Here is a 12147-nt window from a genome sequence, read left to right on the forward strand (position 1 = left end):
CGTGCAGTTGGTCGTGATGTCACGAAAAAGGGCGACACCTTGCGGTGCCGCCCTCCATTCTGCGGGCGCTTCAAGACACCCACATAATCGCTACAAGATTACTTCAGCTCGACGGTACCGCCGGCTGCTTCGATCTTGCCCTTGATTTCTTCGGCTTCCGCCTTGTTGACGCCTTCCTTAAGCGGCTTGGGTGCGCCTTCGACGAGACCCTTGGCTTCGGTGAGGCCCAGACCGGTGATGGCGCGGACTTCCTTGATAACCTGGATCTTCTTGCCGCCGTCTCCGGTCAGGATAACGTCGAACTCGTCCTTTTCTTCAGCAGCAGCGCCGCCGTCACCACCGCCAGCGGCGGGGCCAGCAACAGCAACTGCAGCAGCGGCGCTCACGCCCCACTCTTCTTCCAGTGCCGTGGCGAGTTCAGCTGCTTCAAGAACGGTCAGCTTCGAAAGGTCTTCGACCAGCTTGGCAATATCGGCCATTATATTCACTCCAAATATTGATGGGCTCGGCGCAATTGGCCCCGGCCCGGATGTTTCGTTTCGTTAGATGCTTCGAACGTCTTACGCTGCTTCGCTTGCGCCATAGGCACCGAACACGCGGGCAAGCTTGGCTGCCGGGGCATTGACCACCTGCGCCACCTTCGTCGCAGGCGCATTGATCAGGCCCACGATCTTGCCGCGCAGCTCGTCGAGGCTCGGCATCGAGGCGAGTGCCCTGATCCCGGCTTCGTCGAGCACCTGCGTGCCCATCGAGCCACCGACAATTTCCAGCTTTTCATTCGCCTTGGCGAATTCGACCGCCGCCTTGGCGGCTGCAACCGGGTCTTCAGACCAGGCCAGTGCTGTCGGGCCGGAGAGATACTCCTCGATGCCCGAATAATCGGTGTCCTTGATGGCGAGCTTGGCGAGACGGTTCTTGGCGACCTTGTAGGACGCTCCGGCATCACGCATCTTCGCGCGCAGTTCGGTGGACTGGGCCACCGAAAGGCCGAGATTGCGGGTCACGACGACCACACCAACCTCGTTGAAGGCTGCGTTGAGCTGGGCGACCGACTCGGCTTTTTGCGAACGATCCATACCTTACTCCTTCACAATGATCGGCCAGGATTGCTCCTGGACGACCGGCTCACAATTGTCCGCACGAAGCCACAGGCTCCTTGCGGGCTAAAGTCCGTCGATCAGGGAAGGAGGGCGCGAAAACGCCGGATTGCAAAGCGCGAGGCTTCGCACAAAATCTCTTTTCCCCGTCTAGGCTGGAAATTAAGACCGGCAGATTCCGGTCACCAACTGTCTCGGACGGATGACCGTAAAGCAATAGCTCCGCGGTCGGGGCGGGCCAATAACGGAACCGGCGCTGGAGTCAAGCGAAACACCTGCTGTCGGTGGGCGACGCGGACTTGCTGTTGCGTGGGTCTCGCGCGGCTCTATAGTCGGTTCGAGGGAGAGCCCGCCGAATGCCGGGCGAGGGGGGTAACATGGTCCTGCGACTGTTCATCCGATTGACGCTCTTCTACCTGCTTGTGACAGGTACGGTCATGGCTGCCACCGCCGTCATTCCCGGTGCGGCAGATTACCTGCCGATTGGCGGTGCACAGACGCTCTTGACCGGACCTGCGAGCGACCCGTTTGAAAGTATCGAAATTGGTGCGAGCAGGGTGGCAAACCTTGGCGGATCGATCCTCTGGCTGTTGATCGCAATTGGCGGGGCATTGTTGACGACCTTGCCGGTCACTTGGACCTACATGGCAAGCCGCAACCGCAGCGAGTATGACCAGGCCCTGGTCGAAACGATGATCGTGCTTCCGATCGCTGTCACAGCGATTGTGGTAATGGTGCACAATTCGCTGGCCCTGGCCTTTTCACTGGCGGGGATTGTTGGCGGTGTGCGTTTTCGCAACACCCTGAAAAGCTCTGGCGATGCGATCTACATTCTCCTTGCAATCGGGATAGGGCTCGCTGCGGGCATCGGCGCACTAGAGATCGCGCTCGTGATGACGGTCATATTCAACTACGTCTTCGCGTTCCTCTGGGTGGCGGACTACGGAGGCCTGAAAGGGGCACATCGCTATCTGCGCCCCAATCACGAAGAAGACGAGGATGAGGTGAAGGCGCAATCCAAGTGAGGGGCATGCTGCCATTATTGGCAGTCTTTCTTTTGGCTGGGTGCGAGGAGCCCGCCAGCGACATGGCCCGCTATTCGCTTCCGTCGAACTTGCGCGAGGTGTCCGGGCTAGCGGCCGTCGGGGATAGCCTGCTCCTGGCGCATGATGACGAATACGCCATTATACACGAGATCGACAGTGCTGACGGGCGCATCACACGATCGTTTGCGCTCGGCAATCCGACTATCGAAGGCGATTTCGAGGGGATAGCGAGCGATCGTTCCGGCCAGCTTTACCTGGTGACCAGTGATGGGCTCATCTATGCGTTTCCCATGGGCGAACACCGCCAGCGTGTCCCCTATCGCGCGCATGATAGCGGTATCGGCCCGCGCTGCGAGATCGAGGGACTGTCGCGTGCGCCCGAACCCGGCTTTCTTCTCCTCTTGTGCAAGCGGCTGCGCAACGGCGACTCCACAGCGCGCCTCGAAATCTACCGCTGGCGGCTGGGGACGGAACACGCGGACAGCGAGCCCTGGCTTGCGGTTGCGCTCGACACATTTCTGGACCAGCAGCAGCGTGCCGAATTCGCCCCGTCTGGGATCGAATGGGATGAAGAGCGCGGGCGTCTCCTGATAGTGTCGGGGCGTAGCCACTTGCTGGTGGAATTGGATGCTGACGGCAACGTGATGGAAAGCCGTCCCCTCGACCGCGGGCTTCACCGGCAGGCCGAAGGCATCGCCATATTGCCCGGCTGCCGCCTGGCGTTGGCGGATGAAGGAGGGGAAACCGCCAAGGCGCGCTTGGCGGTCTATCCCTGCCCTTAGCCGATTACCGGCAATTCTTTAGAACGTTCTTCTGCAGCGCTTCGTCACTGGCAATATCGTCGAAGAAACCGCCGAGATAGCTAATGAGCTTGGACCGCGTCCCGTCGCTCATTTCGGGTATCGCCATTATCTCGGCTTCGAACTCCGGACGAAGCCCCCGGAACGCGGCTGCCGGTTCGGTCATCTGCGGATTGAGCGCACAAAAGCCACGATAGACGCGCTGCGTCACCGACCTGATCTTCAGGATCTGATTAGGCACGGCGTAAGGCGCGTCAACCAGACCTGAGTTATCGAAGTCATACGGCACTGGAGTTAGCTCGCTCTCTGCGTCTTTGCTTGCGCCCAGCAATTTCGAGTTATGGCAACAATCATCGGGGTTCGGACCCGTATAGACCGCAAAGTCGGTATTGCCGATCATGTACTGGAACAGGAAATACCGTGTCAGATCGCCGCGCACGAGCGCCCGGGTTGAGACGGTTCCGGTATCGACTTCCTTCTTTCCGACCCGCCTAGCGGTGTCGTCGGTATCTTCGATAAAGAAGCCGAGCCGCGTGGTGACTTCCTTCCCGCCGTCCAAATAGGTGATCCGCGCGAGGCGGACTTTGTGGCTTTCCGGGGTGACAACGTTGTAGAGCCGGTAGGCGGCGTATTCGCGCAGCACGGTCTGCTCTGCAGCATCTTTGTCGTTGCAGTGCGTGACGAGCTTGATGCGCCCCTGCTTTTTGAACAAGGAGTCCTCACCCTTCTCGCCGCTGAAAACTATCCGGAGCGGCGGGAACCTGCAGTTCTCTTTTTTGCGCCGCGAGAGGCCACGCGCAGAAAGCTCGATCTGGTGCGTTTCGCCTGCTGCTTTGAGAGTGGCAGGGTAGGCCTCGGTTGAGCGTTCAGCCCCTCGCGCAATCTTCTTCACCGGGCCCGCGATGGTTACGTCGATCACGCTGTCCCCGGCAAATAGCGGCGTTACCTTGCTCTCGTGCGCTGCCATTTCCTGCGTCTTGCCTGGACCTGCCACGACAGCCGCGGCGAGGCATGACGCGCCGATAAGGCACGCCCTGCGAAAACCGATCTTCACTCGCTGATCTGACGACTGATCCATTCCCCATTCCCCCTCAACTCGTTTGCAATCACCCGACTCCCGACAATCTCGAGGAAGCTGGCCACACCGCCATAATGAGCGGAGATTCCCGTATCTGCCCGAACTACTCGAGCATTGCTGACTGCCTCAATGCCGGAGACAGATGGCGTGTGTCCCACGATGATGCGCTCAGCTTGATGATACGCCAGTACGCGCGCCACTTCATCATCTAGGCCATCCCGCTTTGCATCGCTCTCCCCGCGGATAACGTTGCCCCGGTACCATAGGGGGCCCAGTGGATCCTCAAGGCCGGTTCGATCAATTGCGTCGCCATCACCAAGCGCCGCCGAGATTTCGCTGTTAACATCGCTGAGTGGCCGGAGGGCGCGTTCGCCGCTCAGCCCCCCATGGACGAACAAGCTCGTACCAAGCTTGACGACGGCTGGAAGTGAGGCGGCCCATTGGGCCAGTTCACCGCCCGGACTCCACGCCCTGCGATGTTCGAGCTTACCGGGTGGATTGGCGCCGAACCACAAGCGCTTGATCTCGCGAGTTGGCAAGTCCTCGTTCTGCGTTCGATAATAGTCGACAATTCGCCGTTTGTTGGCGCGCCAAGTGCCTTCTAGCCTGTCCATTGATTTTTCGTCGACGAAGGCCTCGTACTCGCCTGGATGGACGTAACGAAGGTCGCCCAAGACATTCATTGCTTCGTGATTGCCCAGCAAGACGATGACGCCTCCCCCTGCCGCTTTGGCCTGCGCCTGCAATTGCTGGAGGTGCCGGATAATCTTGAGCGAATCCGGGCCCCGATCAGTGACATCGCCCAGCTGAACCAGCCTTGTTTCCCCACCCGTCCAATCGCCATTGGTATCGACGATTCGCGCGCCGGTGGCGATGCGCTTCCATGCTTCGAAGTCACCGTGCAAATCGCCCACAGCGACAATCCGCCCACTAGCATGGTCAGCTTCGGCTCGCAGCGGCGCTCCCGCGATGGCGATCACAACCATCCCGATTAGCAAGAGAACCCAGTGACGTAGCATGGCCTTTTCGTATCCTCCGCCGCGTGAATAGCACATTACGGATGATTTCGACCAATTCGGCAAGCGTTTGATTCATCCGACAATGAGAGAGCAGTATGGTTCGCTGGACAACAAACGGTGGATGCAGACGCCTTGGGCCAAAAACAAGAAAGGCCCGCCAATTATGGCGGGCCTCCAAGATGTTTGTGGCCTGTTTCAAACCACGAACTTTTTGACGATTAGATTTCGTCGGCAGCATCTTCCAGCTGTTCGGCTTCTGCTTCCATGGCTTCAGCAGCGGCATCGTCACCGGCTTCTTCCAGAGCGTCAGCCTGCTCTTCCATCATCTCAGCCTGCTCGTCCATGACTTCAGCTTCGGCTTCCATCTGTTCTTCGGCCGGGCTGTTGCAAGCTGCGAGCAGCATGACGGCAGGGAGAGTGGATGCAATAAGTGCTTTCATTGTAAATTCCTCGTTGTCAGCTGTGCAAGACGCGCACGGCTTCCGCCCCATAACGAGCGATATTCGCATCGGTTCCGAAAATCGGAAAACTCTTCCCGGCAGCCCAAAAGGGAAGGGCCGCCTCGAATGAGACGACCCTTCATCGGGGGATTGGCTGGCTGTTATGGGGACTCGTAAGCCAGAAGATCACCCGGTTGGCATTCGAGCTCGCGGCAGATCGCTTCAAGGGTCGAGAAGCGGATCGCCTTGGCCTTGCCGGTCTTGAGAATGGACAGATTTGCCAGGGTCAGGCCGATCCGTTCTGCCAGTTCAGTCAGCGTCATGCGGCGCTCGTGCAGGATGTCGTCGAGTTTGACCATGATGCGGGTTCCTTCGGAAGCGGTTGTTGCAGGTGCCATCATACCGTTCCTTCCAGATCTTCGCGCATTACGGTGCCGTGGCGGAACACGCGTGCCAGGATGAACAACATGATGACGAGTATGATCCCGCTGAGGTCAAGCTGCGCATCGATTGATGCATCAGTGCCCTCGAGCGCCTTCTGGAGGTAGATCGCAATTGCAACTGCCGGGATGGCCACGATCTGGATGGCCAGCATGACCCAAGCCATGAAAGTAAGCCGCTCGGCGTTTTCAGGTACGAATGGGTCACCTTCGCCAACGGTGTTGATGATTGCGCGTAGCCGACCAAGAAAAAGGAAGACCAGTGCTACAACGGCGGCGGCGATGATCAGGATTGCGACCAGCCAAAGCGTTGGAAAATCGGCGGTTGTGGCCATTTCCTCACGCCACTCAGCCTGGACCTTGTCCTGGAAGAAAATGATAAGAGGCAAGGCGATTGTGAGTGCGACACCGGCGATAGCCATCAGGCCCTGGCCGATATAGGTGATCAGCTTCCCTGCGAGCAGGAGCGGATCGGTCTTAGCAGTACTCATGATTCTTCTCCTGTGGCGTCCGGGACTCAGGCGAGCTCAGGTGTGAGCGTGATCGTGCTGTAATCGGCTGCTGGAACGTTAACGACCGGGACGATCGTGGCAGCGGCGATGAAGACCGCGATGAAGGCGGCGGTGAGGTTGGTAGCAATCTGGGACATTTTCGTTCTCCGATATGGTCTATGTTGTTATTCGATGCATTCAATATCGATAATCAATATGCGGGAGCCTCATTATTGTCAATCGATAATATCGAAAAACAATAAGTGCATTGAAGAACAAGGGTTTTATCTTGCGGCGATGCTGTGGCATGGAACGCCAATCGCCAACGGGAGGGGAACTTATGGCTGCGAATCGAATCATCTGGGCATTGCTGGCATCGCTTGCTGCGTCGGGCTGCGCCTACGGGACGATCAAGAACGTGCCGGAAGAGATGATCGCCCAGCCCGAGGATGACCGTGATCTCGTCGCGGCGATCATGGCCGGAGAAATGGACAATGCCGATCACATGATCGCCACCGGTGCCAATATCGACCAGGCCGGCGAGGGCGGTGTCACGCCGCTTATTGCTGCGGCGCTCACGGGGGCCAACGGTCTGGCCGCGCGCCTGCTCGAGATGGGCGCGGACAGTGCCGCCAAGGACGATGCTGGCAACAATGCCTTGGCCTATGCGCTGCAACAGGAAAACGAGGCGCTGGTGACGCTGCTGGTAGAGCATGCGCGCGCCTCTTACTGAACCCAGTGACACCAATCGCTCAGGGGGCGACAGATGATCGAAGTGGGCGATAGCGCTGCGAATATGGTTCTGAACCTGTGCTTCTTCGCCATAGTCTTCGTGGCGATTCTGTCGTTCGTTCCTTGGGGCAAGATCGGGCTGGTGAAACTGGGAAAGGCCATGAAGTGGGCCTGGCTGCCGGTGCTGGTGCTCGCTGTAACATACGAATCGACAATGCCTTCGCGATTCGACATTCGGCTCGATTTGCTGATCCTGATTCCGGCCTACTTGGCACTTCTATGCACTTGCGCAATCCGATGGTGGCAGGCGCGATTGAGCTGACCAGCTGACTCGATGGCCCGCTGGCCAACCAGCGTTTGACTTAGCGCATCCGCATTCCTATATCGCCGACCGAACGCCCGCTTCGAGCAAGGACCGATTCATGCGCGGGGATCGGCCAGGGATGGAAGCGGCGATTTACCATATCGCGACGCCGGCTGCAGCAACGCCCAGATCGGGTGCATCCATGCTGCGGCCTTTTTGCGCGTCCGATGTGGGCCTGACCCCGCGCGAGGCATGACAATTCGCCGGGGCCATCCGCCTCGGCTTGATAAAGAGGCGAGCACTCACCCATGGCGACCAAAGCCAAGCCCGGCACCAACACCGGCACTGCCAAGCGGCGCATCCGCAAGATTTTCGGCGACATCCATGAAGTCGTCCAGATGCCGAACCTGATCGAGGTCCAGCGCGAAAGCTACGAGCAGTTCCTGCGCTCCGATCCGTCGATCGATTATGTTTCGGGTCTTGAGAAGACGCTGCGTTCGGTATTCCCGATCCGCGATTTTGCCGGCACGGCCGAGCTCGACTTCGTGCATTACGAGCTTGAGCCGCCCAAGCATGACACCACTGAGTGCAAGCAGCGCGGCATCACCTATGCTGCACCGATGAAAGTGACGCTGCGCCTGATTGTCTTCGAAGTCGACCAGGAAACCGAGACCCGCTCGGTCCTCGATATCAAGGAGCAGGACGTATACATGGGCGACATGCCGCTCATGACCGAGAACGGCACCTTCATCATCAACGGCACCGAACGCGTCATCGTATCGCAGATGCACCGCTCGCCCGGTGTGCTGTTCGATCACGATCGCGGCAAGACCCACTCCTCGGGCAAGCTGCTGTTCGCCGCTCGCATCATTCCCTACCGTGGCTCGTGGCTCGATTTCGAGTTCGATGCCAAGGACATCGTCAACGTTCGTATCGACCGCAAGCGCAAGCTGCCGGTTACGGCGCTGCTTTATGCGCTGGGCCTCGATAGCGAAGCGATCCTCGAACACTTCTACGACAAGATCATCTGGGAGCGCGTCTCGGGCAAAAAGGGTGATGGTTGGAAGATCCCGTTCGACGCCGAAGCCTGGCGTGGCCAGAAGCCGGCTTTTGCGCTGGTCGATGCCAAGACCGGCGAGGAAGTATTCCCGTCTGGTCAGAAGATTTCGCCGCGCGCCGCCAACAAGGCTGCCAAGGACGGGCTGAAGGACCTGCTTCTCCCCACCGATGAAATCTTCGGCCATTTCGCAGCGCGCGACATGATCGACGAGAAGACCGGACGGATCTACATCGAAGCGGGCGACGAACTCGGCCCCGAGAACCTCGAAGTGCTCGATGCGGCTGGTGTCGACAAGCTCGAGCTGCTCGACATTGATGACGTCACCACCGGCCCGTGGATGCGCAACACTCTCAAGGTCGACAAGGCCGAGAACCGCGATGAAGGCCTTGAAGCGATTTACAAGGTCATGCGTCCGGGCGAACCTCCGACCAAGGAAACCGCAGAAGCGCTGTTCGAAGGTCTGTTCTTCGATGGTGAACGCTATGACCTTTCCGCGGTTGGCCGCGTGAAGCTCAACATGCGCCTCGAACTCGATGCCGAAGACACCGTGACGACGCTACGCAAGGAAGACATCCTCGCAGTGGTCAAGGAACTGGTCGACCTCAAGGACGGCAAGGGCGAAGTCGACGATATCGACAATCTCGGCAACCGCCGTGTCCGTTCGGTCGGCGAGCTGCTGGAAAACCAGTACCGCGTCGGCCTGCTGCGCATGGAACGTGCAGTGAAAGAACGCATGAGCTCGGTCGACGTCTCGACCGTCATGCCCAACGATCTCATCAACGCCAAGCCCGCCGTGGCAGCGGTGCGTGAGTTCTTCGGTTCTTCGCAGCTTTCGCAGTTCATGGACCAGACGAACCCGCTTTCGGAAGTCACCCACAAGCGCCGTGTTTCGGCGCTTGGCCCGGGCGGTCTCACCCGTGAGCGTGCCGGCTTCGAAGTGCGCGACGTTCACCCCACACATTATGGCCGTATCTGCCCGATCGAAACGCCGGAAGGTCCCAACATTGGCCTGATCAATTCGCTGGCCTCGTTCAGCCGGGTCAACAAGTACGGCTTCATCGAGACGCCTTATCGTACGATCAAGGACGGCAAGGTCTCCGAAGAGGTTGTCTACCTCTCAGCGATGGAAGAGCAGAAGCACACCGTTGCCCAGGCTTCGGCCGAGCTCGACAAGAAGGGCGCCTTTGTTGAAGAGCTGGTTTCGGCTCGTCAGAACGGTGACTACTTCATGGCACCGCGCGAGCAGATCACGCTGATGGACGTTTCGCCCAAGCAGCTGGTATCGGTCGCCGCATCGCTTATTCCTTTCCTGGAAAACGATGACGCCAACCGCGCTCTGATGGGCTCGAACATGCAGCGCCAGGCCGTTCCGCTGGTGAAGGCCGAAGCGCCTTTCGTCGGCACTGGCATGGAAGAAACGGTGGCCCGCGATAGCGGCGCAGCGATTGCGGCGAACCGCGGCGGTATCGTCGACCAGGTCGACGCGACCCGCATCGTGATCCGTGCGATCGGCGATATCGAACCCGGCCAGTCGGGCGTCGATATCTACACACTGCAGAAGTTCCAGCGTTCGAACCAGAACACCTGCATCAACCAGCGTCCGCTGGTGAAAGTGAACGATGTGGTCGAGGAAGGCGATATCATCGCTGACGGCCCGTCGACCGATCTGGGCGAGCTGGCGCTGGGCAAGAACAGCCTCGTCGCCTTCATGCCCTGGAACGGCTACAACTATGAGGACTCGATCCTCATCTCCGAGCGTATCGTGAAGGACGACGTCTTCACCTCGATCCATATCGAGGAATTCGAAGTCATGGCGCGCGACACCAAGCTCGGGCCGGAAGACATCACCCGCGACATCCCCAATGTCGGCGAGGAAGCGCTGCGCAACCTCGACGAGGCGGGCATCGTCTATATCGGTGCTGAAGTGCACCCGGGCGATATCCTGGTTGGCAAGATCACACCGAAGGGTGAAAGCCCGATGACGCCGGAAGAGAAGCTCCTCCGCGCTATCTTCGGTGAGAAGGCCAGCGATGTGCGTGACACGTCACTCCGCCTACCTCCGGGCGTTGCCGGGACGATCGTCGAAGTCCGCGTGTTCAACCGCCACGGTATCGAGATCGATGACCGTACGCGTGCGATCCAGAACGAGGAAATCGAGCGCCTGCGCAAGGATAGCCAGGACGAACGGGCGATCCTCAACCGGGCGACCTACAACCGTCTGCGCGACATGCTGCTTGGCCAGACGGCTTCGGCTACACCCAAGGGTGTGAAGAAGGGCGCCAAGATCGACGAAGCGCTGCTCGAGGAAGTCGAAAAGCACGAGTGGTTCAAATTCGCGGTCGCCGATGACAAGCGTCAGGCCCAGATCGAAGCGGTCAAGAGCCAGTATGACGAAGCGGTCAATGGAATCGATGAGAAGTTTGAAGACCGTAAGGAAAAGCTCGAGCGCGGTGACGAACTCGCACCGGGCGTGCTCAAGATGGTCAAGGTCTTCGTCGCAGTGAAGCGCAAGCTGCAGCCGGGCGACAAGATGGCCGGCCGCCACGGGAACAAGGGTGTGATTTCGCGGATCCTGCCGATGGAAGACATGCCGTTCCTCGAAGACGGGACGCCGGTCGACATCGTGCTCAACCCGCTCGGCGTGCCGTCGCGCATGAACGTCGGGCAGATCTTCGAAACGCACCTCGGCTTTGCCGCACGCGGCCTCGGACAGCAGGTTACCCAGCAGCTGGAAGACTGGCGGGCAGCCAATCCGAATGCGGCGGAAGATTATGCGAAGGCGAAGAAGCCGAAAGAGCTCGTCGATGTTCTCAAGGACATCTACGGCGATCAGTATCACAACGATATCGATGGCCGCACCACCGAGGAAATCGTCGAGCTGGCGCGCAATTTGCGCACGGGTGTCCCGATGGGCACACCGGTGTTCGACGGTGCCCGCGAAGGCGATGTCACCAGCGAACTGCTGAAAGCCGGGATCGATAGCTCGGGCCAGTCGGTGCTCTATGACGGGCGCACGGGTGAAGCCTTTGACCGTAAGGTCACCGTGGGCATCATCTATATGCTCAAGCTGCATCACCTGGTCGACGACAAGATCCACGCGCGTTCGATCGGTCCCTACTCGCTTGTTACCCAGCAGCCGCTGGGCGGTAAGGCGCAGTTCGGCGGTCAGCGCTTCGGTGAGATGGAGGTCTGGGCACTCCAGGCCTACGGCGCGGCCTACACGCTGCAGGAAATCCTCACCGTGAAGTCGGATGACGTGATCGGGCGGACCAAGGTCTACGAAGCGATCGTCAAGGGTGACGATACCTTCGAAGCCGGCATTCCGGAGAGCTTTAACGTGCTCGTCAAGGAAATGCGCAGCCTCGGCCTCAATGTCGAACTCACTTCGCTCAATGACGGCGAAGAGGATGAGGACGACTGGGGCCAGATTGCGGCGGAGTAGAGAGTGGGATTCATGGACAGCATTGCCAACAATCCGGCTGCGTCAAATGCGTTTTTCGGCATATTTTCGCTATTCATCGGGTTACTTGGAGTGACTGCGGACGGATCGACTTTTCAAACTGTAGTCGGCGCTCTGCTTCTTGTTTTTGCTGTTGTATTCTTCGTCAAGGCTGTGCGCGCCAAGCGCTCTGCGGATTGA

14 protein-coding genes are annotated in these 12147 nt (G+C 59.2%); 6 read left to right on the forward strand and 8 right to left on the reverse strand.

All coding sequences use genetic code 11. The features are described 5' to 3' along the window. Positions 1-98: 98 nt before the first annotated feature. Positions 99-479: a 50S ribosomal protein L7/L12 gene (rplL, locus tag ACEWMW_RS05680; protein WP_409412921.1), complete on the reverse strand. Its 381-nt coding sequence runs from the start codon at positions 477-479 to the stop codon at positions 99-101. A gap of 81 nt (positions 480-560) precedes the next feature. Next, a complete protein-coding gene (gene rplJ / locus ACEWMW_RS05685; protein WP_409412922.1) occupies positions 561-1076 on the reverse strand; it encodes a 50S ribosomal protein L10 in 516 nt (171 codons plus the stop codon). A gap of 377 nt (positions 1077-1453) precedes the next feature. Here rplJ and ACEWMW_RS05690 point away from each other — a divergent pair, with 377 nt between their 5' ends. Both ACEWMW_RS05690 and ACEWMW_RS05695 read left to right on the forward strand, forming a co-directional pair. Beyond that, complete coding sequence (locus ACEWMW_RS05690; protein ID WP_409412923.1) at positions 1454-2122, forward strand: DUF4956 domain-containing protein; 669 nt, start codon at positions 1454-1456, stop codon at positions 2120-2122. Between the two features lie 62 nt (positions 2123-2184). Next, positions 2185-2925, forward strand: coding sequence for an SdiA-regulated domain-containing protein (locus ACEWMW_RS05695; protein WP_409412924.1), 741 nt, complete (start codon positions 2185-2187; stop codon positions 2923-2925). Positions 2926-2929: 4 nt separating this feature from the next. Here ACEWMW_RS05695 and ACEWMW_RS05700 read toward each other — a convergent pair whose 3' ends face one another. The 6 genes from ACEWMW_RS05700 to ACEWMW_RS05725 all read right to left on the reverse strand — a co-directional run bounded on the left by ACEWMW_RS05700 (position 2930) and on the right by ACEWMW_RS05725 (position 6569). Further along, the gene (locus ACEWMW_RS05700; protein WP_409412925.1) at positions 2930-4021 is read right to left on the reverse strand and encodes a hypothetical protein; all 1092 of its coding nucleotides are present in this window, start codon (positions 4019-4021) and stop codon (positions 2930-2932) included. Further along, the gene (locus ACEWMW_RS05705) at positions 3994-5076 is read right to left on the reverse strand and encodes a metallophosphoesterase (protein ID WP_409412926.1); all 1083 of its coding nucleotides are present in this window, start codon (positions 5074-5076) and stop codon (positions 3994-3996) included. Before ACEWMW_RS05705 ends, ACEWMW_RS05700 begins: the two co-directional genes overlap by 28 nt. Positions 5077-5258: 182 nt before the next feature. Next, the gene (locus ACEWMW_RS05710; RefSeq protein ID WP_409412927.1) at positions 5259-5480 is read right to left on the reverse strand and encodes a hypothetical protein; all 222 of its coding nucleotides are present in this window, start codon (positions 5478-5480) and stop codon (positions 5259-5261) included. Positions 5481-5641: 161 nt separating this feature from the next. After that, positions 5642-5878, reverse strand: a complete 237-nt coding sequence (locus tag ACEWMW_RS05715; RefSeq protein WP_409413613.1) for a helix-turn-helix domain-containing protein — start codon at positions 5876-5878, stop codon at positions 5642-5644. After that, positions 5878-6411: a DUF2975 domain-containing protein gene (locus ACEWMW_RS05720; RefSeq protein ID WP_409412928.1), complete on the reverse strand. Its 534-nt coding sequence runs from the start codon at positions 6409-6411 to the stop codon at positions 5878-5880. The genes ACEWMW_RS05715 and ACEWMW_RS05720 overlap by 1 nt, the downstream gene beginning before the upstream one ends. 26 nt (positions 6412-6437) lie before the next feature. Then, complete coding sequence (locus tag ACEWMW_RS05725) at positions 6438-6569, reverse strand: hypothetical protein (RefSeq protein WP_409412929.1); 132 nt, start codon at positions 6567-6569, stop codon at positions 6438-6440. 182 nt (positions 6570-6751) lie between these two features. Between ACEWMW_RS05725 and ACEWMW_RS05730 the strand changes: the two genes are divergently transcribed. The 4 genes from ACEWMW_RS05730 to ACEWMW_RS05745 all read left to right on the forward strand — a co-directional run bounded on the left by ACEWMW_RS05730 (position 6752) and on the right by ACEWMW_RS05745 (position 12147). Beyond that, on the forward strand, positions 6752-7144 hold the full coding sequence (locus tag ACEWMW_RS05730) for an ankyrin repeat domain-containing protein (RefSeq protein ID WP_409412930.1): 393 nt from the start codon (positions 6752-6754) through the stop codon (positions 7142-7144). Positions 7145-7177: 33 nt separating this feature from the next. After that, complete coding sequence (locus tag ACEWMW_RS05735) at positions 7178-7465, forward strand: hypothetical protein (RefSeq protein ID WP_409412931.1); 288 nt, start codon at positions 7178-7180, stop codon at positions 7463-7465. A gap of 290 nt (positions 7466-7755) precedes the next feature. Then, on the forward strand, positions 7756-11949 hold the full coding sequence (rpoB, locus tag ACEWMW_RS05740; protein WP_409412932.1) for a DNA-directed RNA polymerase subunit beta: 4194 nt from the start codon (positions 7756-7758) through the stop codon (positions 11947-11949). A 12-nt stretch (positions 11950-11961) separates the two neighbouring features. Then, positions 11962-12147 carry a hypothetical protein gene (locus ACEWMW_RS05745; protein ID WP_409412933.1) on the forward strand — a complete coding sequence of 62 codons (186 nt, stop codon included), beginning with the start codon at positions 11962-11964 and terminating at the stop codon, positions 12145-12147.

This window comes from Litorerythrobacter xanthomarinus (assembly GCF_046254955.1).
In the GTDB taxonomy this organism is placed as follows: Bacteria; Pseudomonadota; Alphaproteobacteria; order Sphingomonadales; family Sphingomonadaceae; genus Qipengyuania_C.

Bases quoted from the DNA above. Each gene is read 5' to 3' on its own strand.
- rplL (WP_409412921.1), bottom strand. From the start codon at position 479: ATGGCCGATATTGCCAAGCTGGTCGAAGACCTTTCGAAGCTGACCGTT.
- rplJ (WP_409412922.1), bottom strand. From the start codon at position 1,076: ATGGATCGTTCGCAAAAAGCCGAGTCGGTCGCCCAGCTCAACGCAGCC.
- ACEWMW_RS05690 (WP_409412923.1), top strand. From the start codon at position 1,454: ATGCCGGGCGAGGGGGGTAACATGGTCCTGCGACTGTTCATCCGATTG.
- ACEWMW_RS05695 (WP_409412924.1), top strand. From the start codon at position 2,185: ATGGCCCGCTATTCGCTTCCGTCGAACTTGCGCGAGGTGTCCGGGCTA.
- ACEWMW_RS05700 (WP_409412925.1), bottom strand. From the start codon at position 4,021: ATGGATCAGTCGTCAGATCAGCGAGTGAAGATCGGTTTTCGCAGGGCG.
- ACEWMW_RS05705 (WP_409412926.1), bottom strand. From the start codon at position 5,076: ATGTGCTATTCACGCGGCGGAGGATACGAAAAGGCCATGCTACGTCAC.
- ACEWMW_RS05710 (WP_409412927.1), bottom strand. From the start codon at position 5,480: ATGAAAGCACTTATTGCATCCACTCTCCCTGCCGTCATGCTGCTCGCA.
- ACEWMW_RS05715 (WP_409413613.1), bottom strand. From the start codon at position 5,878: ATGGCACCTGCAACAACCGCTTCCGAAGGAACCCGCATCATGGTCAAA.
- ACEWMW_RS05720 (WP_409412928.1), bottom strand. From the start codon at position 6,411: ATGAGTACTGCTAAGACCGATCCGCTCCTGCTCGCAGGGAAGCTGATC.
- ACEWMW_RS05725 (WP_409412929.1), bottom strand. From the start codon at position 6,569: ATGTCCCAGATTGCTACCAACCTCACCGCCGCCTTCATCGCGGTCTTC.
- ACEWMW_RS05730 (WP_409412930.1), top strand. From the start codon at position 6,752: ATGGCTGCGAATCGAATCATCTGGGCATTGCTGGCATCGCTTGCTGCG.
- ACEWMW_RS05735 (WP_409412931.1), top strand. From the start codon at position 7,178: ATGATCGAAGTGGGCGATAGCGCTGCGAATATGGTTCTGAACCTGTGC.
- rpoB (WP_409412932.1), top strand. From the start codon at position 7,756: ATGGCGACCAAAGCCAAGCCCGGCACCAACACCGGCACTGCCAAGCGG.
- ACEWMW_RS05745 (WP_409412933.1), top strand. From the start codon at position 11,962: ATGGACAGCATTGCCAACAATCCGGCTGCGTCAAATGCGTTTTTCGGC.